This is a genomic window from Streptomyces sp. NPDC046203 (assembly GCF_040646255.1).
Classification (GTDB): Bacteria; Actinomycetota; Actinomycetes; order Streptomycetales; family Streptomycetaceae; genus Streptomyces.
Map to the genome: position 1 here is coordinate 176,836 of NZ_JBEYZX010000004.1, position 21,613 is coordinate 198,448.

Here is a 21,613-nt window from a genome sequence, read left to right on the forward strand (position 1 = left end):
GAATCGGGGCCGGGGGCGCTCGCGGAGGTCGGGGGGCGGGCCGGGGGCCTGACTGTCCGGGGCCTACCGGGCGGATCGGCCGGCTGGCGGGCCGGCTGCGGACGGGCTCGGACGGGCGGGCGGCAGACGGACAGTCGGTCGGACGTTCGGGCGGCGGGGTCAGCCGAGCAGGGAGCGGCCGATGATCTCCTTCATGATCTCGGTCGTCCCGCCATAGATGGTCTGGATCCGGCCGTCGGTGTAGGCCCTGGCCACCGGGAATTCGCTCATGTAGCCGTATCCGCCGTGCAGTTGCAGACACCGGTCGGCGACCCGCTTGTGCAGCTCGGTGGCCCACCACTTGGCCATCGAGGCGTTCACCGCGTCCAGACCGGTGCCCGTCGGGTCGATGTGCTCCTCGACGCAGCGGTCGACGAAGGTGCGGGTGACGGCGCACTCGGTGGCCATCTCCGCGATCTCGAAGCGGATGTGCTGAAGCTTGGCGAGCGGGCGGCCGAAGGCCTCGCGCTCCTTGACGTACGCGGTGGTCAGCTCCAGGAGGTGCTCGGCTCCCGCGATGGCGGCGACGGCGATGGCGAGCCGTTCCTGGGCGAGGTTGGTCATCAGATGGAGGAAGGCCCCGTTGAGCTCGCCGAGCAGGTTCTCCTTGGGGACGCGGACGTCGTGGAAGAAGAGTTCGGCGGTGTCCTGGGCCTTCTGGCCGATCTTGTCGAGGTTGCGGCCGCGCTCGAAGCCCTCCATGCCGCGCTCGACGACCAGGAGGGACAGCCCGTGCGCGCCGCCCTCGGGGGTCGTCTTGGCCACGACGACGACGAGGTCGGCGAGGATGCCGTTGGAGATGAAGGTCTTGGACCCGTTGAGGATCCAGTGGTCGCCCCGGTCCTCGGCGCTGGTACGGATCCCCTGGAGGTCGGAGCCGGCACCGGGCTCGGTCATCGCGATGGCGCTGACGGTCTCGCCGCTGCAGAAGCCGGGCAGCCAGCGGCGCTTCTGCTCCTCGGTGGCGAGCGAGGTGAGGTACGGGCCGATGATGTCGTTGTGCAGCCCGATGGCGAGGCCGGGGGTGCCGGCCCGGGTGAACTCCTCGGCGAGGACGACGGCGTAACGGAAGTCGGGGATCCCGCCGCCGCCGTACTCCTCGTCGACGTCGAGACCGAGCAGCCCCTGCCGCCCGGCGGCCCGCCATACCTCGCGGGAGACGACGCCGTCCTTCTCCCACTGCTCGTAGTGCGGCAGCACCTCCTTGGCGAGGAAGGTGCGGACGGTCGCGCGGAACGCCTCGTGGTCGTCGGTGTAGAGCCGGCGCTTCATGCCTGCTGCTCCTTGGCGTCGTCGGGGTGGAGGTCATCGGGGTGGAGGGTGTCGGGGCGAAGAGCGCCGGGACGGGAGACGTCGGGGTGGGGGCCATCGCCGTGGGGGCCGTCGGGCCGGAGCGCGGGGACGTCCCAGTCGCGGGCGACCTCGTCGGTGTCGGCGCCCGGCAGGACGGGGCCGGTGCGGACCGTGCCGGGGGTCGCGGAGAAGCGGGGCGCGGGCGCGGGCTGGACCAGACCGGTGTGTTCGACGAAGGTGCCGCGCGCGGCGAGGTGCGGGTGCGCGGGGGCCTCGCGCAGGGAGAGGACGGGGGACACACAGGCGTCGGTGCCCTCGAAGACGGCTGTCCACTCGGCGCGCGTACGGGTGCGGAAGCGAGTGGCGACGGCGGTACGCAGTTCGGGCCAGCGCGCGAGGTCGGCGCGCGCCGCGGCGGTCTCCCCGAGGCCGAGCAGCCGGGCGAACTCGTCGTAGAACCGCTGTTCCAGCGCGCCGACGGCCATGTAGCCGCCGTCGGAGGTCTCGTACGTCCCGTAGAAGGGGCAGCCGCCGTCGAGCAGGTTCACCCCGCGCCGGTCCTGCCAGCCGCCGGCGGCCAGCATGCCGTGGATCATGGTGGCGAGGTGGGCGGAGCCGTCGACGATGGCGGCGTCGACGACCTGGCCCTCGCCGTGTTCGCGGGCGTGCCGGAGCGCGGCGAGGATGCCGATGACGAGGTAGAGGGAGCCTCCGGCGTAGTCGCCGACCAGGTTGGCGGGGACGGTGGGCGGCCCCTCGGGGTCGGGGCCGATCATGCCGAGGGTGCCGGTGACTGCGAGATAGCCGATGTCGTGTCCGGCGCTGGGGGCGAGCGGTCCGTCCTGGCCCCAGCCGGTCATCCGGCCGTAGACGAGCCGGGGGTTGCGGGCCAGACAGGCGTCGGGGCCGACGCCGAGGCGTTCGGCGACGCCGGGGCGGTAGCCCTCGATGAGGACGTCGGCGCGGGCGACCAGGTCGAGCACGGTCGCCGGGCCGTCGGCGGCCTTGAGGTCGACGAGTACGGACCGCTTGTTGCGGTTGGTGAGGTCGTACGCGGGGTCGATGCCGAGGCCCGCCCCGCCGGGGCGGTCGACGCGGACGACGTCGGCGCCGAGGTCGGCGAGGAGCATGGCGGCGAAGGGCCCGGGGCCGATGCCGGCGAGTTCGACCACGCGGACGCCGTCGAGCGGACCGGTGCGGGACTGGCCGGGTGTCGTCATCGGGCCCCCAGGGAGGTGCGGCGGGTGAGCGCCAGTGTGTGACATCAATGCTGTAACACCGAAGATGCTAGGAACGTGTTCCACTCCGCACAAGCCCCCGGGCCGAGCAAGCGCTTACCCCGACGGGATCGGACGCTTCGGCGCCCGGCGAGGCCGGACGCGTCCGCTAGAGTCCGCCGACGACATGCGCGCCGGGGGCGCGGGCGAAGGCGAGGGGCTGTGGGGACTGGGGTGGAGGCCGGCATGGAGAGCGGGGCGACGAAGGCGACCGAGGCCGCCGAGGCGACGGAGGCGACGGAGGCGACGGAGGCGACGGAGGCGACGGAACGGTCGTACGACGTGGTTCTCTTCGGGGCGACCGGGTTCGTGGGCGAACTCACCGCGGAGTATCTGGCCGAGCACGCGCCGGAGGGCTGCCGCTGGGCCTTGGCGGGACGCGGCCACGACCGGCTCACGGCGCTGCGCGACCGGCTCGCCGCGCGCTGGCCGCACTGCGCCGCGCTGCCGCTGCTCGTCGCGGACAGCGAGGATCCCGCGTCGCTGCGCGCGCTCGCCCGCTCCGCGCGGGTCGTGGCGAGCACGGTCGGGCCCTACATCCGGTACGGGGAAGGGCTGGTCGCCGCGTGCGCGGAGGCCGGCACCGACTATCTGGACCTCACCGGGGAACCGGAGTTCGTGGACCTGATGTACGTCCGCTACGACGCGCTCGCCCGCGAGACCGGCGCCCGCCTCGTGCACGCTTGCGGCTTCGACTCCATCCCGCACGACCTGGGCGTCTACTTCACCGTGCGACAGCTGCCCGAGGGAGTGCCACTGCGGATCGACGGCTTCGTCCGGGCCGGCGCGCTCATCTCGGGCGGCACGTTCGCCTCGGCCCTCAGCGCCTTCGGGCGCGGCCGGGAGATGCTGAGCGCGGCGCGTGAACGGCGGCTGCACGAGCCGAGGCCGGTGCGCCGACGGGCCCGGGCGCCTCTCGGCGGGCCGCGCTTCAGCCGGGAGACCGGCACCTGGGCGCTGCCTCTGCCCACCCTCGATCCGCAGGTGGTGGTCCGATCGGCGCGGGCCATCGACCGCTACGGGCCGGACTTCCGCTACCGCCACTTCGCCTCGCTGAAGTCCCTGTTGGTGGCGCTGGGCAGCACGACGGCAGTCGGCACGGGCCTGCTCGCCGCCCAAGTACCGGCTGTACGCGCATGGCTGACGGGACGTTACAAGTCAGGGAAGGGGCCGAGCGCCACGCTCAGGGCACGCAGCTGGTTCTCCGTCCGCTTCGTCGGGGAGGGCGGCGGCCGGCGGGTCTTCACCGAAGTGTCGGGCGGTGACCCGGGCTACGACGAGACGGCGAAGATGCTCGCCGAGTCGGCACTCTGCCTCGCACACGACTCGCTGCCGGTGACGTCCGGACAGGTCACCACGGCGGTCGCGATGGGTGACGCTCTGCTCGACCGGCTGCGGGCGGCGGGGCTGCGCTTCCGGGTGGCGCACACGAACTGAGCGGGTACGAAGCGCGTACGGACCGAGCCGAGCGGGCGCGGCGGGGTGGTGGCGCCACGCTCGGGGCACGTCGCCTTACCTGGTGCGCGAGGCTCAGTGCCGTACGAGACAGAACGGGTGGCCGGCCGGGTCCGCGTAGATGCGCCAGGACCGGTCGCCCTCGTCGCCGTCGAGCCGCCGGGCGCCGAGCGCGAGGACCGCCTCGTGCGCGGCGTCCAGGTCGGCGACCCGTACATCGATGTGGAACTGCTGCTCCGGCGCGCCCCATACCGGCGGCCGGTGGTCCGCCACTCCCTGGAAGGCGAGCACCGGGGCGCCCGAGGCGTCGTGCAGGGTGGCCCAGGCGTCACCGACCGCCCACTGGGGATCGGGCCGGTTGATCTCGCCGCCGAGCAACCGCTGGTAGAAGCGGGCCAGTTCCCCTACGTCGGTGCAGTCGAGCACGAGGCACTGGAAGGTACCGATCGCGGAGGGAAGGGCCGCAGTGGGAGAAGTCATGGCCCCCACCCTGCCACTCCGGTTCACGCCCCCGGCATCCGTACGGGTACTCACGGATACTCAGTCCACCCCGGTCACTCAGACGCCACCCACGGCCCCGGACTTGGTCCCGGTCTCGGCCTCGGTCTCTGCCTCGGCCTTCGCTGCCGAGAGCGCTTCGGCGAGGGCCTGCCGGCAGAGGGCGTCGGCGTGCCGGGTGGTCTCGGGCAGGCGGTAGCGCGGGCTGAGTCGCAGGGTGTGCTCCGAGGCCCGGTCCAGACAGACCCGGTGGCCGACCGAGACATAGACCGGCTTGACCCCGGCGCGGGTGCGCAGCGCGCGCCCGACGGTCTCGCCGTCGGCGACGAGGGCGCTGAACGCGCCGCGCTCCGGGCCCGGTTGCTCGTAGGTGAAGGTGAACGGATTCTTCGCGACCCCGATCGACGGCAGACCGGTGACCACCCCGAGGTGGCTGGCGAGGCCGAAACGGCGCGGGTGGGCGAGCCCGTATCCATCGCAGACCAGCAGCCCGGGGTCGGCCGTGAGCCGGCCGAGGGCGGCGAGCACGGTGGGGATCTCCCGGAAGGCGAGCAGCCCGGGCACGTACGGGAAGGAGACCCGGCCGACGGCGGTGGCCCGCTCGACCACCTCCAGGCTGCGGGCGTCGAGGACCACGGCCGCGGCGGCGACCAGATCGCGCTCGTCGTCGTAGGCCACGTCGACCCCGGTGACATGCCCCGTCCCGGGCTCGGGCCCCTCCTCCCCCGTCACCAGCCGGCCGCGGAGTTCCTCCTGCACGGCCAGCGCCGCGCCCTCGTCGGCGGGCCACCCCTCGGGAATCTCGATGATCTTCATGCCCTGGACCCTACGCGCCGCCCGTGGGGTCACGCGCGGCCGTTGTCGGACCCGTACGGCACGCTCGGGCGCGGCGGGACGTGCGGAGTACGAGCGGGCCCTCGCCGATCCGTCGGCCTTCGCCCCGTACGCGGAAGACCTCGTCTGGGCGGAGCCGCTGCTGTACGTGCCGGACCGGGCGTACAAGGAGCTGACCGGGGAGGAGTGGGGGCGAGAGACCCGGTACTCGTACGAGTCGTACTCCAACACCGGCGCCTGGGTGGGCCCTTGCGGCGAGACGTAGGCTGACCGGCATGTTCGTACTGGAGTTGACCTACACGGCGCCGATCGAGCGGATCGACGCGTTGCTGACCGAGCATGTCGCGTGGCTGGAAGCGCGGTACGCGGAGGGGGTGTTCCTGGCCTCGGGCCGCAAGGAGCCGCGTGAGGGCGGGGTGATCCTGGCCGCCGGGGTCGGCCGCGCGGAGATCGAGAGGATCGCGGCGACCGACCCGTTCAGCGTCGGGGACGTGTGCACGTACCGGATCGTCGAGTTCCACGCCACCAAGACGGCGGACGGACTCGCGGTTTTCCGGGAGGAGTTGCCCGCCTAGAGACCGCCCCCAGGGGCCGCGCGGACCCGGACCCGCGCGTGGATCGCGGATCGCGGATCGCGGATCGCGCGAGCCCGGCCTGCCCCGGAGCGGAACTACCGGACGACCGACCGGGCGATCCGGCCCTTCTCGCCGGAGGCCCAGCAAGCGCCGTCGGCGGTGCAGGACACCGTGTCGTACGAACCGGTGTCGACGGTGCGCCAGGTGCGCCCGCCGTCGGTGGTGAGGTCGGTGCCGGTGGGGCCGACAGCCAGGGCGGTGGACTTCGCCTGCGGGAGCCAGGCGACGCCCGAGCGGTAGGCGGACGGCGGGGTGGCCGAGGCGGTCCAGCCGCGCCCGCCGTCCCCGGTCACGGCTGCGGCCCGCGGGGAGGCCTGGTCCGGGCGGTAGTCGCCGCCGACCGCGAGACCGTGCCGGCGGTCGCGGAAGGCGAGCCCGAAGACGCCCTTGGCGCCGTCTCCCGCCGGGATCGTCGTCTCGGTCGCGGTCCAGGTGAGGCCTCGGTCCGCCGAGTGCAGTACGCGCCCGGCCGGGCCGCCGCCGGTCGCCAGCCACACGTCCTTGGGGCCGGAGGACACCAGGCACTGGCCGCTCGCCGCGAAGCCGGCCTCACCGGGCCGGGCGGCGGGCATCCCGGCATCCGGGAGCACCCGCCAGGACCGGCCGCCGTCGCCGGTCGACAGGATGCGGAACTTGCCGTCCACCGGGTCGCCCATGGCCAGCCCGTGACGGTGGTCGAAGAAGGTCATGCAGTCGTAGAAGGCACGCGGGTCGGTGTTGCGGAAGGACTCGGTCCAGGTCTGCCCGCCGTCCTCGGTGCGCAGCACCCGGGACGCCTCGCCCTCGCCGATCGCGAGCACCACGGCCCGCCGGGCGTCGAACGCCTCGACATCGCGGAACTCCAGCTCCCCGACCCCGGCCGGAGAGACGTTTCGCCAGCTCTGTCCGCCGTCGGCGGTGCGCAGCACCGTCCCCTTCGACCCCGCCGCCCAGGCCACCGAACGGCTCACCGGGGCGAGGCCGCGGAACCGGGCGTCCGTGCCGGTCGTGGTGAGCTGCCACGCGCCCGGCGCCGGCTCCCGCGCACCGGCCGGAGCCGTGCCGACCGGAGTCGCACCGGCCGGAACGGCGGGCGCCAGGGCCAGCACGGCCCCGGCCAGCCCGAGAGCCGCCACCAGTCGTCGCGCCCGCGTGCTCTTCTGTCTCGTCTTCCCCATGGACATCATGGCGGGCGAAGCTAGCCCACCGGGAAGATCCCGTCCAGAGTGCGCACCGGACCGCGCCTTCCTAGGCTGGGAGGTATGACCGACCGCAGCGGGTCAGACCCGGTCCCGGACGAGAAGCCCAAGGCCGACGAGAAGCCGAAGGTCAAGGAGTACGACGGCGCGGGCATCACCGTCACCTTCGAACCGCGCCGCTGTCTGCACGCCGCCGAGTGCGTACGCGGCCTGCCGAGCGTCTTCGACCTGGAGCAGCGACCCTGGGTGCAGCCCGGCAAGGCCGCCCCCGACGAGGTCGCCGAGGTGGTACGGCGCTGCCCGTCGGGCGCGCTGCAGTACCGCCCGGCGGACGACTCGGCCGAGCCCGGCGACACGCCCACCACCGTGCGCCGTACGCCGGACGGGCGGCTGCTGATGCGCGGTGATCTGCGGGTGCGTTCCGGCGCGGGAGAGCGGCGCGAGACGCGGGTGGTGCTGTGCGGCTGCGGCGCCTCGGGCAACCAGCCGTACTGCGACCACTCGGGTCCCTGCGCGGACGGCGCCTTCGACCGCGCCGACGAGCGCTGACGCGGAGCGCGGGGAACGTACACGGGGAACGTACACGGGGAGCATGGCCGGCGGGCGGGTGCACGGCGGAGGCACGGCGGGTGTACGCCGGAAGTGCGGCGGAGCGCCGTCGGCCGCGGACGGTGGTGGGCCGTGAATGGCGTCAGCGGACGGTGGGCGGCGGCAGGCTCGGCGGGCGGCGAACACCCGGGCGAAATGAGGTCTGTTCGGCGTTCAGGGAGGAACGCGGCGGACGGTGACGCAGCTCACGTGCCCCTTCGGTAGACGTTCCGATGCTCTTGTTCGTCCTTCTGTGTGTCAGGGAGATATCAGAACGTAGCCGCGCGACAGGAGGCCGATCCATGTCCCCCACCGTCTTCGAGCAGCCCGTGCAGGCCCGGCTGGTGGCGTCCGCACCGCGGACGGAGGCAGTCGCCGCCACCCTTCGGTACGACCGCGCCGACCCGTATGCCGTGAGCATGGCCTTCCCGCCGCTCGCGACCCTCGAAGGGGTCGAGGTGTCATGGGCCTTCGGACGCGAACTGCTCGCCGAGGGCGTGGAGGGACCGGCCGGAGTCGGCGACGTGCGGCTGCGGCCGTACGGGGACGACCGCACGGTCGTCGAGTTCCACGCGCCCGAGGGCGTGGCCATGGTGCATGTCCGTACGGAGGAGCTGCGCCGTTTTCTGGAGCGTTCGCAGCGCGTGGTGCCGTGGGGCCGGGAGCACCAGTACCTGGACTGGGACGCGAACTTGGCGCGCCTGCTGAAGGAGCGCCCGTAACACCGCCCGACCCTCGCCGTCCCGGCCGCCGGTAATTCGATTGCGGCGGCCGACGGCGCCGTCCTAGCCTTCTTCTCGTCCCCCTGTAGTCGCCCGATCGGAGAAGGCCGTTGCTCTTCTGAGGTTCGAGACACCGTGCCGCGCGTGCCGCCCCGCCGCCGCGTGTGCCGTCCTCGACCTCGGCGTATGAGCGAACGAGCGTTGCTGTCCGTCAGCCGCTCCGTCACGGCCTTCGTCCGCGCCCCGGTGTCTCACACGCGTCCCTGACCGTGAACCACCACCGGGAGGCCTCACATGGCGACCCATCCCACTTTCCTCACCTGCACGAACCTTTCCTTCTCCTGGCCCGACGGGACGAAGGTCCTCGACGACTTCCGGCTGACCATCGGACCCGGCCGCACCGGCCTGGTCGGCCTCAACGGGGCTGGCAAATCCACTCTGTTGAAGCTGCTCGCCGGGGAACTCGTCCCTGAGGCGGGCACCGTCCGCGCTGCCGGCGACATCGGGTATCTGCCGCAGAACCTGGTGCTGGACACCGGCCTGCGGGTCGACAAAGTCCTCGGCATCGAGCGGATCCGTGCATCGCTACACGCGATCGAGTCGGGCGACACCGCGGAGGAACACTTCGCGGCCGTCGGCGACGACTGGGACGTGGAGGAGCGGGCGCGGGCCGTACTCGACCAGCTCGGTCTCGCCCACATCGGCCTGGACCACACGGTCGGCGAGATCTCGGGGGGCGAGTCGGTGCTGCTGCGGCTCGCCGCACTGCTGCTCGCCCGGCCGGAGATCCTGCTGCTCGACGAGCCGACGAACAATCTCGATCTGTTCGCCCGGCGTCGGCTGTACGAGGCCGTGGACGCCTGGAACGGAGTGCTCGTCGTGGTCAGCCACGACATCGAACTCCTGGAACGCGTCGACCAGATCGCCGATCTGCGGGACGGCGAAGTCACCCTGTACGGCGGCACCTGGTCCGACTACCGCAGGGCGCTCGCGGTCGAACAGGAGGCGGCCGAACGGATGGTGCGGGTCGCCGAGGCCGACGTCCAGCGGCAGAGGCGCGAACTGTCGGACGCTCACGCGAAGTTGGCACGTCGCAGGCGTTACGGCCAGAAGAGCTTCGAGAACCGGGTGGCGCCGAAGATCGTCGCCAACAACCGCAAGGCCGCCGCCGAGGTGTCGTCCGGGAAGCACCGGGCGGTGCACACGGAACGGCTGGCCGAGGCACGTTCCCGGCTGGACGCGGCGGTGGAGGCGGTGCGGGACGACGACGAGATCCGTATCGAGCTGCCTCGCACGAAGGTCCATCCGGGCGGGGACGTCCTGCTGCTGCGGGATCTGGAGCTGCCGCACGGGGCACGGATCGACGGAAGGTTCGAGCTGCGGGGTCCGGAACGGGTCGCGCTGCTCGGCCGGAACGGGGCCGGCAAGACGACCTTGCTGCGGACGATCGCGGGCGAACTGACCCCGGTGGCAGGCGAGATGGCGGTGCACGTGCCGCTGCGTTTCCTGCCGCAGCGACTGGATCTGCTGGACGACGGACTGAGCGTGGTGGAAAACGTGGCGCGGTTCGCCCCGGCGGCCACACCCAACGAGATCCGGGCGCGACTGGCCCGGTTCCTGTTCCGGGGCGCCCGGGCGGACCGGCTGGTGGAGACCCTGTCGGGCGGCGAACGCTTCCGCGCGACGCTGGCGGCACTGCTGCTCGCGGAGCCGGCACCACGGCTGCTGATGCTCGACGAACCGACCAACAACCTGGACATGGCCTCGGTGCGCAGCCTGACGGCGGCGCTGGATGCCTTCGAAGGGGCGCTGATCGTGGCGAGCCACGACGTCACGTTCCTGCGGTCGCTGGGAATCACCCGCTGGCTGATGCTCGACGGCACGCTGCGGGCGACGACGGCGGAGGCGGCTTGGGAGGGGGAGGGGATGGGGTCGTTGGATGAGTGAGTGCTGAGTGTTGAGCGCTGAACGCCAGGGCTTGTCCGGCGAATTGAGACTGGGCGAGGCTCTGGCGGGGCGGCATGGGCGCTCTGGGGAGAGACAGCGCGCTGGTGGGTGGGCGGGGCGTTTCATAGCGCGAGGTGCGAGTGGGATGTGACTTGGTGTCCGCCCTCCTTCCGAGAGTCGCGCCTTCCACCACCGCATCAAGGGCGCTCCTTCGTCGCGTCGCTACGCGATGGGCTACGCCCACCCTTGACCCGGCGCCTCCAGACGCGAAAAACACTCTCGGAGGGCGGACCAGGAGAAAGGTCCACGCGGGGGCGATGCTCGTTGCCGACCGCCGTAGGCGGGTGGCGGGCCGGAGGCCGGGGTGGGGTCCGGGTATCGCTCCGGTCGGCCTGATGGCCGTCCGCCGGTGGGGTGGGGCTGAGTTCGCGGCCCGGGCCGGTGAGACCGCGCCCGCCGGCCCGGGGTGCGCAACAGTGAAATGGGGCGGCCCGGCACGGCTCAGCGAATGACCGCCGTCGGCAGGCAGGGATTCATGCCCCGCTGGTCACCGCCGGTGGACTGAAGAACCGACAAGCGCCCGCATGGGCATCACCCCCGCGTGCGCGGGGATCACGGCCGGTCCGCCCGGCGCTGGGACGTCACCCAGGGACCACCCCCGCGTGCGCGGGGACCACTCGGCCATGCTGCGCATGTCGTCCGGTGACGGGGGACCACCCCCGCATGCGCGGGGATCACGACCTGCGGTTCCAGGCCCTCCCTCGTACGGAGGGACCACCCCCGCGTACGCGGGGATCACGGGCGCGTACCGCCCGCTCGGCTCCCCGGCCGGGGACCACCCCCGCGTGCGCGGGGATCACCAGGGGTGGGGCGGCCCGTGGCCGTGGGGCGGGGGACCACCCCCGCGTGCGCGGGGATCACCCCGATGTTGCCCGCGCCGCCCGGTTGATGGGGGGACCACCCCCGCGTGCGCGGGGATCACTGAATGGTCTCGGACCAGGTGGTCTTGTTGATGGGACCACCCCCGCGTGCGCGGGGATCACCCCAGCTCTTGAAGAACGGGGCGACCGGTGCGGGGACCACCCCCGCGTGCGCGGGGATCACAGGGCGCGGAGGTCGGCGGGTGTCGGCTGGCGGGGACCACCCCCGCGTGCGCGGGGATCACCCCTGAGGCGTCCTCCACGGCACCCGGCAGCGGGGACCACCCCCGCGTGCGCGGGGATCACGTACCCCTGCGCGGCGAGCAAGGCGGCGGTCAGGGACCACCCCCGCGTGCGCGGGGATCACTTCGCACCTGAGCGTTGGTGGCTTCCGCTACGGGGACCACCCCCGCGTGCGCGGGGATCACCTGCCGGCCAGCGGCGGCGCGGACTACGAGGAGGGACCACCCCCGCGTGCGCGGGGATCACAGGGGGAAGGCCAGGGTCGCGCGGATTTCACTGGGACCACCCCCGCGTGCGCGGGGATCACGTTCACATCAAGTAACCGTCAAAGCGTTTACAGGGACCACCCCCGCGTGCGCGGGGATCACTCACCGCCGGGGCTGCCGCTGTCGAAGGTGTAGGGACCACCCCCGCGTGCGCGGGGATCACAGGAGCTGACCTGCAGCTTCACATCGCCAGACCTCGGATTTTACCCACTTTACCAAGGCGCGACTTAAGCCAACATTCCCACTTCAAATAGGGCAAATGTGAACTCCTGTGGCTACAGAGACCTTCCCGGACGCTCGCGAGCACACTAACTCGCACGGTCGGGCGGAAGGTGTTACTCCGCCCCTCGGCGGGCCGGATGCGACTCGCGCGACGGCAGGGGCGAACGGGGATGCTCGCGTGCGCAGTTCCTTCGTCCGGCGGATGGGTAAGTCGAAATCCCCGCCGGAAACGGGACGGGAGTGAACTCCTGTGACTTCAGAGGCACCCTCGGACGCTCGCGAGCGCACTTACTCACCCAACCCGGGGCGGAAGACGCTACTCCGCACCCGCCGTGGGGCGGGTGCGAACTCGTGTGACTTCAGGGGCGACGACCCGGGGTCCTCGCGAGCTCGCCGAGAAATCCTCACTTATGCCCCGCTACGGGGCATGTGCGGGTGTGCAGGCATCATGAGGCAGCCGATGCAAGTGTGAGGAGCGGTATGGACGAGGGCAGTGCTGGGGATCTCATCCACCTGGCCGACGAGGAAAGCAGTCTCGTGGTGCGAGTTCTGAGCCGCACCATGCCTGGAGTGCTGTCGCTGCACGACTTCCTCGATGCGGAGATCGTCGTCACGAGCGGGTTTGCCCGGGGACGCCTGGAGGCGTGCCTGGCCCCGGACGACTTGGACGGCTGGTCCGAAGCCCTCGGCGAGGTCGCCGCCGGGCGGGATGCCGTCTGGATGGATGACGGACGCAACCCCGAGATCCGTCTTGAGCCGTCCGACCAGGACGGGGTCGCCGTCATCGTGGTGGAGGACGTAGCGGCGTCCGGGACATCGGTCCGTGTCCCGCTGCGACTGGCCGCCGGATGGGTAGACGACCATCACGAACGACTGCGGCATGTCCGCACCCACTGGCCCCAGGAGGTCGTAGAGACCTCTCCCGGTGCCTACGAGTGGCGGCGCTGAACTGTCCGAGCCGACACACCCCTTCAAGAAACAGTGTGCGGAGTACGCGATCACGCACGAGACCTGGACTCGGCAGCACAATCACGAGCAGCCAATCCACAGATCCTGACGATTACCCGGTTTCCCGCGCGACGGGAGAGATTCGCTCGCCAGGTCCCTCGGTCGATCCGGACGGCGGGCACTCGACCGCAGACCAAGCCGTAAGTCGAAATCCCCGCCGGAATTGGGGCGGGAGTGAACTCCTGTGCCGACTGAGGCACTCCCGGACGCTCGCGAGCGCACTTACTCACCCGCCCCGGGGTGGAAGGCGCTACTCCGCTCCCGCCGTGGGGCGGGTGTCAACTCGTGTGACTCCAGAGGCGATCCAGGCAAGCCCGGCCGCCGCGCGAGCGGGGTTTCCCCCGCCCCACCCACGGGGAGTGACCAGCGGGGCATGAATCCCGACCACACGACGGCGGTCATCCGCCGAGACGGCCCGGGCCGCCCCACTCCACGACCGCGCACCCCGAACCGGCGGACACAGCCCCGCCCGCCCCGGCCACAAACCGAGCCCCACCCCACCGGCCCGCACCCGACAAGCCGACCGGAGCGATACCCGGCCCCCACCCCGACCACCGACCCCGCACCCGCCCACGGCGACCAGCAACAACCAACGGTGTCGCGTGGACCCTTTCCCCCGGCCCGCCCTCCGAGTGTGAAAAGGCCCCCGCAGCCGGGCGGTCAAGGGCGAAGCGAAGCGGAGTCGCGCAGCGACGCGACCGAAGGGAGCGCCCTTGAGGGGCCGGCGAAGGGGGCCACACTCGGAAAGAGGGCGGGCCACCACCCGAACCCCACAGACACGCCCACCCCGAGGCCCCACTCCCCCGCCCCCGAAACGCCTCACCCACCCCATGACCTGGGCCTCCTCCCGTACAACCCCCTCCCCCGGATTGGCCCACCCCTTATGGGGCCTTTAACCTACGGTCTCGTAACCTACGTATCCGTAGGTAATTCCGTATGCCCGTCTCCGTCCCCAGGAGTCTCCGTGACGCTCACCTCTCCCCACCTCGCCGGCACCGCAGGGTGGACCGACGCGCGCCTGCTCTACGCGCTGGAAGAGGTCGTCGGGAGGGAGCTGGACCGGCATCTGAAGATCTCCAAGGACTGGATGCCGCACGACTACGTGCCCTGGTCCGACGCCCGGAACTTCCCCGCGTTCTTCGAGGACGGCGAGGCCTGGGACCGTTCCCAGTCCAAGGTCACCGACATCGGCCGCACCGCCCTGGTCGTCAACCTCCTGACCGAGGACAACCTCCCGAGCTACCACCACGAGATCGCCACCCTCTTCGGCCGCGACGGCGCCTGGGGCACCTGGGTGCACCGCTGGACCGCCGAGGAGGGCCGGCACGGGATCGTGATGCGCGACTATCTGCTGGCCTCCCGGGCCGTCGACCCCGACCAGCTCGAACGATTCCGCATGTCCCACATGTCCGAGGGCTTCGAGTCCGACAACCGTCACTCGATGCTGCACTCGATCGCCTACGTGGCCTTCCAGGAACTCGCCACCCGCATCTCGCACCGCAACACCGGACACCACTCCGGCGACCCGGTCTGCGACCGCATGCTCGCGCGCATCGCGCTCGACGAGAACCTGCACATGATCTTCTACCGCAACCTGCTCGGCGCGGCCTTCGAACTCGCACCCGACCTGACGATGCAGGCCGTGCGGGACGTGGTCGTCAACTTCCGTATGCCCGGTCACGGCATGCCCGGCTTCGAGCGCGCGGCAGCCCAGATGGCGATCGGCGAGATCTACAACCTGCGCATCCACCACGACGACGTCCTCCAGCCGGTGCTGCGCTTCCTCAAGGTCCTCCAGATCGACGGCCTCGGCCCGGAGGGCCTCCAGGCCCAGGACGAGCTGGGGCTCTACATGGACGGCCTGGACGGCGAGGCGTCGAAGTTCGACGAGCGTCTCGCGGCTCGCAAGGCGCGGATGGCGGCTCGGGCGGCCGGCTGACGGCTGACGGCTCGGCCGGAAAGCGTCGGAAGCAACAGGCAGGGGCGGGCGGGCGAGGACGGAGAGGACGGACAAGGGCGGGTAGCGGCGGGCGGTACGGGGCGCAGGGCTTCACGGGCAGGCGTACGGGAAGAACGGCGGGCGTCCCGGCGACCCTGGCCGCGAGGCCCGGGATCCGGAGGGGCGACCCCACGACGGGTCAGCCCCGGAGGCGCTTGAGCCGGATCCGCTCCTTCTCCGAGAGCCCGCCCCACACGCCGAACCGCTCGTCGGCCGCGAGCGCGTACTCCAGGCACGCCACCCGCCCCTCGCAGGCTCCGCACAGCTGCTTGGCCTCGCGGGTCGACGAACCGGGCGCCGGGAAGAAGAACTCCGGCCCCGCCTGGGCGCACAGCGCGTTCTCCTGCCAGGAGAGGTCGAGGGCGGGGGACATCAGGGCCTGCGGGGTGGCGGGGGCGAGCGGGGCGATCATCATCTCGGTCATGCGGACAGCCTCGCCCACGGGCGTAAACGCGCCATCAACGTCCGATCAACGCGGCGCGCCGAGGGCCTGTGGCCGCGTTCCGGCCACCCTTACGTTTCCCCGCCCACCCCTCCCGTACTCCTCCTGAAGCCGTCCGAACGTCCGGAAGGTGCACCGGTCAGCCCCGCTTCACCGCACGCCCGAAGCACCACTTTCGGCCATCACCCGTCGCAGCCTTCCCCACGACTATTCCTGCGGCCCTTCCTTCCGGGCCCGGCTCGGCTGGACCCGCTTCGGCTCACCGGGCATCTTCGGGTACTCCGGCGGATAGGGAAGGTCGCCGAGACCGTGGTCCGCCTCGTCGCGACGGGCCAGTTCGAGGAGCGATTCGAGACTGAAGCGCTCGCCGTCCATGTCCGCGTGCACATCGCCGAGTTCGGCGTACCGCTTCGGCATCGTGCGGATGTCGAAGTCGCGCGGCACGGCGTCGTCGATCTCCTCCCAGCGCAGCGGCGCGGAGACCGGGGCGTGCGGCCTGGGGCGTACGGAGTAGGCGGAGGCGATGGTGCGGTCGCGGGCGGTCTGGTTGTAGTCGACGAAGATCCGCTCGCCGCGCTCCTCCTTCCACCACTTGATGGTGACGCGGTCCGGCATGCGCCGCTCCAGCTCCCGCCCGCAGGCGATGGCGGCCCGTCTGACCTGAGTGAACGTCCATTCCGGCCGGATCGGAACAAAGACGTGCAGGCCGCGCCCGCCAGAGGTCTTGGGCCAGCCGCGCAGCCCGTGTTCGGCCAGGACCGCGCGCAGTTCGTGGGCGGCGCGGACGGCGTCGGCGTAGTCGGTGCCGGGCTGCGGGTCGAGGTCCAGCCGCAGCTCGTCCGGGTGCTCGGTGTCCTCGCGGCGTACGGGCCAGGGGTGGAACGTCATGGCGCCGAGGTTGGCCGCCCACAGCACGGCGGCCGGTTCGGTGGGGCACATCTCGTCGGCGGAGCGACCGCTCGGGAAGGTGATGTGGGCGGTCGGAATCCACTCGGGAAGATACTTCGGCGCGCGCTTCTGGAAGAAGGATTCGCCGGCCACACCGTCGACATAGCGTTCCAGGGTGGTGGGCCGGTCGCGCAGGGCGCGGGTGATGCCGTCGCCAACCGCCAGGTAGTACTCGGCCATGTCGAGCTTCGTGTAGCCGGGCTCCGGGAAGTAGATCTTGTCCGGGTGGGAGATCCGTACGGTCCGGCCGCCGGCCTCCAGCTCCACCGCCGCAGCTTTTCCGCCCGCCTCGCCCGCCCGGCCCGCCCCACTTGCCCCCGCTACCCCGTCTGCTCCGTCTGCCGCGCCTCCTGCCATGGCGGCCAGCCTAGGCCGGGCACCCGCCCCACGCATATCGGGGCAGAAGGAATGAATCCTCCCTAGAATCGCGGCATGGACCTGCCGGTGATGCCGCCGATCAAGCCGATGCTGGCGAAGGCCGTCAAGAGGATCCCGCCGGGCATGCAGTACGAGGCCAAGTGGGACGGGTTCCGCGCGATCGCGCACCGCGACGGCCCGGAGGTCTTCCTCGGCAGCCGTACGGGCAAGCCGCTGACCCGCTACTTCCCGGAGGTGGTCGAGGCGCTGCTCACCCGGCTGCCCGAGCGCTGTGTGGTCGACGGGGAGATCGTCGTGGAGCACGACGGGCGGCTGGACTTCGACCGTCTCACCGAGCGGATCCATCCGGCCGCGTCACGGGTCCGGATGCTGGCGGAGACCAACCCGGCCCGGTTCATCGCCTTCGACCTGCTGGCCCTCGGCGACGAGGCCCTCCTCGACACCCCGCTCGCCGAACGGCGGGCCGCCCTGGAGCGCGCGCTGGCCGGCGTCACCGCCCCGGTTCATCTCGCCCCCGCGACCCGGGACCCGGAGCTCGCCGCGCGCTGGTTCGAGCAGTACGAGGGCGCGGGCCTGGACGGGGTCGTCGCCAAGCCGCTCGACCTCCCGTACCGTCCGGACGAGCGTCTCATGTACAAGATCAAGCACGAGCGGACCGCCGATGTCGTCGTGGCCGGATACCGCTTCCACAAGAGCGGTCCGGTGGTCGGCTCGCTGCTCCTCGGCCTGTACGACGGCCAGGGCGCCCTCCAGCACGTCGGCGTGTGCGCGGCCTTCACCGCCCGGCGGCGTGCCGAACTGATCGAGGAGCTGGAGCCGCTGCGCATGGACCCGCCGACCGGGCACCCCTGGGCGGACGCGTCGGCGCACGCCTCGTCCCGGCTACCGGGGGCGCCGAGCCGCTGGTCGGGGAAGAAGGACCTGTCGTGGGTGGCACTGCGCCCGGAGCGGGTCTGCGAGGTCGGCTACGACCACATGGAGGGCGACCGTTTCCGGCACACCGCGCAGTTCCGGCGCTGGCGACCGGACCGCGCCCCGGAGTCCTGCGGGTACGCGCAGTTGGAGGAACCGGTCTCGTACGACCTTTCCGCCGTCCTCGCGTAGGGCGCCGGGGAAGGCAAGACAGGCGTGAGATCGACCACATCCGGCGGGGCGACAACTGCCCCTTTTTGCCTTTACGTTCAGTGAACTGACGAACGATCCGTTCGGCTCACCCCCGCGTACCTGCGAGAACGCGCGCCGCGCCCGCGAACCGGTGCGAACGTCAGCACGCCCAAGGCGCCCGGCTGTTGCCCCGCGGTGACGCGGCCGTCGTCCAACCGGCACCGGGATCCGGTACGTATGGAGGGTGGGAGCGACCCTCCCGCCGACCGACCCATCCCCCACAGCCCACAAGGACCGACCGTGATCGCCTCGCCCTCGCCCCTCGTCCCCGTGCCGATCCCCGACCGTGTCGCCGCGCTGATCGGCTCCTGCCTGCCGCTGCACGTGCTCCAGGCCGAGGTCGACGCCGACTGCGCGGCGCGCGAGGTGTACCGGTTCCGCGGGCCGCTGTGTCCGGAGGACCGGGCCGACCGGGAGTACGCGCTGGCCGCGCTGGCCAAGGCCAACAAGATCCTCGCCAAGCACCACCCGCAGCTGCCGGTGCGACCCGGCTGGTAGCCGCACGGCGGGCCGCCGGGGCGAGTTCCGGGGCCGGGTCCTGCCCGGGCTCGGGTCCCGGTTCGAATCCAGCTCAGGTCCACGTCCCGGTTCGCGGTCGGATCCGGCCCGGATCCGACTCGCCTCCCGCCCGGATCCGGACGCACCGGTTCGGGTGTGCTCCGCATGCGACACACGGCCATCGGTGTGACGCTGCGAGAGTGACCACCACCAGCGAAGCCGCGCCCGCGCCCCCGGTCGTCGAGCCCCCGGTGCTCGACGACCGCCGCCGCAACATCGTCTTCGGCACGATCATGCTCGGTGTGCTCCTGGCGGCACTCGACCAGACGATCGTGGGCACCGCCCTGCCGACCATCGTCTCGGACCTGGGCGGCGCCGCTCACATGTCCTGGGTGGTCACCTCGTATCTGCTCGCCGAGACGGTCGCGACCGTCCTGGTCGGCAAGTTCGGCGACCTGTTCGGCCGCAAGGTCATCTTCCAGATCTCGGCGATCGTCTTCATCACCGGCTCGTTCCTGTGCGGGCTCGCCACCAACATGACCCTGCTGATCGTCTGGCGCGGCCTCCAGGGCATCGGCGCCGGCGGGCTCATGGTCACCTCGATGGCGCTGATCGCCGATGTGATCCCGTTGCGGGACCGAGGCAAGTACCAGGGCGCGATCGGGGCGGTGTTCGGGGTCTCGACCGTCATCGGACCGCTGCTCGGCGGCCTGTTCACCGACCATCTGACCTGGCGCTGGGCGTTCTACGTCAACGTCCCCATCGCGATCGTGGTCGTCATCGCCGCCGCCCGCACCATCCCCACCCTGCGCTCCGTGAGCCGGCCCGTCATCGACTATCTGGGCATCGCGCTGGTGGCGATCGGCTCCAGCGCCCTGATCCTGGCGACGAGTTGGGGCGGCAACGAGTATCCGTGGGGCTCCGGCGTCATCATCGGCCTGTTCGTCGGCGGCGTGGTGGCGTTCGGGCTGTTCTGCTGGGCGGAGACCCGGGCGGCCGAACCGATGCTGCCCATGCGGCTGTTCCGCAATCCGGTCTTCACCGTCTGCTCGGTGCTCAGCTTCGTCGTCGGCTTCGCGATGCTCGGCGCGATGACCTTCCTGCCGACCTATCTCCAGTACGTAGACGGCGACTCGGCCACGATCTCCGGCATCCGCACCCTGCCGATGGTCGCCGGTCTGCTCGTGGCGTCCATCTTCAGCGGCAACGTGGTCAGCAAGACCGGCCACTATCGGATCTTCCCGATCGCCGGCTCGCTCGTGATGGGCCTCGGGCTCTTCCTGCTGTCGCGGATGGGTCCGCACAGCGGAGCCGGGCTCGAATCGCTCTACATGACCGTGCTCGGCATCGGCATCGGCCTGTGCATGCAGGTGCTCATCATCGCCGTGCAGAACACCGTCGACTACGCGGACCTGGGCACCTCGACCTCCGGGGTCACCTTCTTCCGTACGCTCGGCAGCGCCTTCGGCACCGCCGTCTTCGGCACGCTCTACGCCAACTCCCTCAAGCCGAACCTCGCGGACGGCATCGCCGGGGCCACGGCCGTCGGCACCCGGCTCGGGATCGACCCGGCGGTGGTGGCCCGGGCCGCGCAGAACCCACACGGGCTGCACGCGCTGCCCGGCCCGGTGGCGGCGCCGATCGTGCAGGCGTACGCGAACACCCTGCACACCGTCTTCCTGTGGACCGTGCCGGTGGCCGCCGTCGGTTTCGTGGTGGCGCTGTTCCTCAAACAGGTCGAGCTGCGCGACACCGCCCGGGAGTCCGCTCCCGACATGGGCGAGGGCTTCGGCGCGCCGACCAGCGGCAGCGACTCCGCCAAACTGCTCGAACTGGCCGTCGGCCGGATCATGCGCCGGACCGACTTCGACACCGCGCGAAAGATCGTCGACACCTCGGACACCCGGCTCGACACGGCCGGCGCGTGGGCCGTCATGCAGGTGGAACTGTTCACCCGGATGGTCGGCCACGCCAGCCTCGGACTGATCTCGGCCCAGCGCCGGGTGCCACCGGAGGTCCTGCTGCCGGTCTTCGACCGGATGGTGGACGAGGGGTATCTGACCCGGGACGGCAGTCTGCTGTCCCACACCGCGGCGGGGAAGCGGGAGGCCGAGGTCATCACCCACGCGTGGGGCGACTGGCTGTCCCGGCGGATCGAGACGGAACAGGGCCGCCCGAGCGGACCGGAACTGCGGGCCGCGACGGACGCCATCGCGAAGAAGCTGGTCGCGGAGGACCTGGCACAGGGGCTGCCGCGGGCGGGCCGGCGCGAGCCGGTGGGCGCGACGGCGAAACGGTGAGCCGCACCCGCCGACTTCACCGCTTCACGACCTCACGACCTCACGACCTCACAGATGTACGGGCTCCGCGGGCCCACGTCCCACGCATCGACACCCCCTGAGCTCCAGGCCCCGCGCCGGACGTCACCCCGGCCCCCCGGTGCCCGACGGCAGGCAGGGAGTCCCGGGCCCCGGCGCGCACCGGGACCGGGGCGGGCCGTGAAGGCACGAGTCGTCGCGTCACGGATACGAAGGCGCGGTCGCGGAGCCGCACGGCCCGTGAATTCGCCGAGCCTCAGTCCAGGAAGTCGCCGTCGACGTACACCCACGCCCCCTCGTGCCGTGCGAAGCGGCTCCGCTCGTGGAGTTCGCCCGGCTCGCCGTCGTGGGTGAAGCGCGCCGTGAAGGTCACGGTCCCGTGCTGGTGGAAGGCGGTGCCTTCGCCGGTCTCCTCGATCTCCAGACCGGCCCAGCGCATCCCCGGGTCGAAATCGACCTCCCCCGGCCGGGTCTCCGGCGCCCAGGTGCGCAGCAGATAGCCCTCGTCGCGGACGACGAAGGCGCTGTAGCGGGAGCGCATGAGGAGTTCCGCGGTGGGCGCGGCGGCGGGCCCGGTGTGGAAGCGGCCGCAGCAGGCTGCGTACGGGGCGGGCAGCCCGCAGGGGCACGGCGACTCGGCGGTGACGGCGGCCGGCGCGGGAGCGGCGGAGCGGGCGGGACGGGAGGTACGGGCGGCGGGGCGGGTCTTGCGTCGGGACATGCGCCCATTGTCGCGTGCCG

At 71.8% G+C, this 21,613-nt stretch carries 19 protein-coding genes and 1 CRISPR repeat array; of the genes, 11 read left to right on the forward strand and 8 right to left on the reverse strand.

What is annotated here, in order from left to right; translation table 11 throughout:
- Positions 1-159: 159 nt before the first annotated feature.
- Both ABZ990_RS05275 and ABZ990_RS05280 read right to left on the reverse strand, forming a co-directional pair.
- On the reverse strand, positions 160-1,311 hold the full coding sequence (locus tag ABZ990_RS05275) for an acyl-CoA dehydrogenase family protein (RefSeq protein WP_361225528.1): 1,152 nt from the start codon (positions 1,309-1,311) through the stop codon (positions 160-162).
- Entirely contained in the window at positions 1,308-2,552 is a 1,245-nt protein-coding gene (locus tag ABZ990_RS05280; protein WP_361225531.1) for a CaiB/BaiF CoA-transferase family protein, read from the reverse strand. The genes ABZ990_RS05275 and ABZ990_RS05280 overlap by 4 nt, the downstream gene beginning before the upstream one ends.
- A gap of 219 nt (positions 2,553-2,771) precedes the next feature.
- On the opposite strand from ABZ990_RS05280, the gene ABZ990_RS05285 reads away from it, so the two are divergent.
- Positions 2,772-4,046 carry a saccharopine dehydrogenase NADP-binding domain-containing protein gene (locus ABZ990_RS05285; protein ID WP_361225534.1) on the forward strand — a complete coding sequence of 425 codons (1,275 nt, stop codon included), beginning with the start codon at positions 2,772-2,774 and terminating at the stop codon, positions 4,044-4,046.
- 93 nt (positions 4,047-4,139) lie between these two features.
- On the opposite strand, the gene ABZ990_RS05290 is transcribed toward ABZ990_RS05285, so the two are convergent.
- Together ABZ990_RS05290 and ABZ990_RS05295 are read right to left on the reverse strand one after the other, a co-directional pair.
- On the reverse strand, positions 4,140-4,544 hold the full coding sequence (locus ABZ990_RS05290; protein ID WP_361225537.1) for a VOC family protein: 405 nt from the start codon (positions 4,542-4,544) through the stop codon (positions 4,140-4,142).
- Between the two features lie 78 nt (positions 4,545-4,622).
- Complete coding sequence (locus ABZ990_RS05295) at positions 4,623-5,378, reverse strand: endonuclease V (protein WP_361225540.1); 756 nt, start codon at positions 5,376-5,378, stop codon at positions 4,623-4,625.
- Here ABZ990_RS05295 and ABZ990_RS05300 point away from each other — a divergent pair.
- Entirely contained in the window at positions 5,377-5,661 is a 285-nt protein-coding gene (locus ABZ990_RS05300) for a hypothetical protein (protein ID WP_361225543.1), read from the forward strand. The two genes, ABZ990_RS05295 and ABZ990_RS05300, sit on opposite strands and share 2 nt — an antisense overlap.
- Positions 5,662-5,671: 10 nt before the next feature.
- Positions 5,672-5,971: a YciI family protein gene (locus ABZ990_RS05305; RefSeq protein WP_361225546.1), complete on the forward strand. Its 300-nt coding sequence runs from the start codon at positions 5,672-5,674 to the stop codon at positions 5,969-5,971.
- Positions 5,972-6,066: 95 nt separating this feature from the next.
- On the opposite strand, the gene ABZ990_RS05310 is transcribed toward ABZ990_RS05305, so the two are convergent.
- Positions 6,067-7,197, reverse strand: a complete 1,131-nt coding sequence (locus tag ABZ990_RS05310) for an oxidoreductase (RefSeq protein ID WP_361225549.1) — start codon at positions 7,195-7,197, stop codon at positions 6,067-6,069.
- Positions 7,198-7,272: 75 nt separating this feature from the next.
- On the opposite strand from ABZ990_RS05310, the gene ABZ990_RS05315 reads away from it, so the two are divergent.
- The 5 genes from ABZ990_RS05315 to ABZ990_RS05335 all read left to right on the forward strand — a co-directional run bounded on the left by ABZ990_RS05315 (position 7,273) and on the right by ABZ990_RS05335 (position 15,064).
- The gene (locus ABZ990_RS05315) at positions 7,273-7,758 is read left to right on the forward strand and encodes a (4Fe-4S)-binding protein (protein ID WP_361225552.1); all 486 of its coding nucleotides are present in this window, start codon (positions 7,273-7,275) and stop codon (positions 7,756-7,758) included.
- 341 nt (positions 7,759-8,099) lie between these two features.
- Positions 8,100-8,519, forward strand: a complete 420-nt coding sequence (locus tag ABZ990_RS05320) for an SsgA family sporulation/cell division regulator (RefSeq protein WP_361225555.1) — start codon at positions 8,100-8,102, stop codon at positions 8,517-8,519.
- 294 nt (positions 8,520-8,813) lie between these two features.
- The gene (locus tag ABZ990_RS05325) at positions 8,814-10,466 is read left to right on the forward strand and encodes an ABC-F family ATP-binding cassette domain-containing protein (RefSeq protein WP_361225558.1); all 1,653 of its coding nucleotides are present in this window, start codon (positions 8,814-8,816) and stop codon (positions 10,464-10,466) included.
- A gap of 587 nt (positions 10,467-11,053) precedes the next feature.
- Positions 11,054-12,058: a CRISPR direct-repeat array (repeat unit 29 nt; unit sequence GGGACCACCCCCGCGTGCGCGGGGATCAC).
- A gap of 539 nt (positions 12,059-12,597) precedes the next feature.
- Entirely contained in the window at positions 12,598-13,065 is a 468-nt protein-coding gene (locus ABZ990_RS05330; RefSeq protein WP_361225561.1) for a DUF5959 family protein, read from the forward strand.
- Between the two features lie 1,024 nt (positions 13,066-14,089).
- Positions 14,090-15,064 (forward strand): acyl-ACP desaturase, encoded by a 975-nt coding sequence (locus ABZ990_RS05335; protein WP_361225564.1) that lies wholly within the window; start codon positions 14,090-14,092, stop codon positions 15,062-15,064.
- Between the two features lie 199 nt (positions 15,065-15,263).
- Here the strand turns inward: ABZ990_RS05335 and ABZ990_RS05340 are convergent, their stop codons facing one another.
- Positions 15,264-15,497: a WhiB family transcriptional regulator gene (locus ABZ990_RS05340; protein WP_361225758.1), complete on the reverse strand. Its 234-nt coding sequence runs from the start codon at positions 15,495-15,497 to the stop codon at positions 15,264-15,266.
- 276 nt (positions 15,498-15,773) lie between these two features.
- Positions 15,774-16,781 (reverse strand): non-homologous end-joining DNA ligase, encoded by a 1,008-nt coding sequence (gene ligD, locus ABZ990_RS05345; protein ID WP_361225567.1) that lies wholly within the window; start codon positions 16,779-16,781, stop codon positions 15,774-15,776.
- A gap of 165 nt (positions 16,782-16,946) precedes the next feature.
- Between ligD and ABZ990_RS05350 the strand changes: the two genes are divergently transcribed.
- From ABZ990_RS05350 to ABZ990_RS05360, 3 genes are all read left to right on the forward strand, one after another.
- Positions 16,947-17,996 carry an ATP-dependent DNA ligase gene (locus ABZ990_RS05350; protein ID WP_361225570.1) on the forward strand — a complete coding sequence of 350 codons (1,050 nt, stop codon included), beginning with the start codon at positions 16,947-16,949 and terminating at the stop codon, positions 17,994-17,996.
- A 303-nt stretch (positions 17,997-18,299) separates the two neighbouring features.
- Positions 18,300-18,554 (forward strand): hypothetical protein, encoded by a 255-nt coding sequence (locus tag ABZ990_RS05355; protein ID WP_361225761.1) that lies wholly within the window; start codon positions 18,300-18,302, stop codon positions 18,552-18,554.
- Between the two features lie 200 nt (positions 18,555-18,754).
- On the forward strand, positions 18,755-20,854 hold the full coding sequence (locus ABZ990_RS05360) for an MDR family MFS transporter (RefSeq protein WP_361225572.1): 2,100 nt from the start codon (positions 18,755-18,757) through the stop codon (positions 20,852-20,854).
- A 274-nt stretch (positions 20,855-21,128) separates the two neighbouring features.
- Here ABZ990_RS05360 and ABZ990_RS05365 read toward each other — a convergent pair whose 3' ends face one another.
- Entirely contained in the window at positions 21,129-21,593 is a 465-nt protein-coding gene (locus ABZ990_RS05365; protein WP_361225575.1) for a YchJ family metal-binding protein, read from the reverse strand.
- Positions 21,594-21,613: the final 20 nt, after the last annotated feature.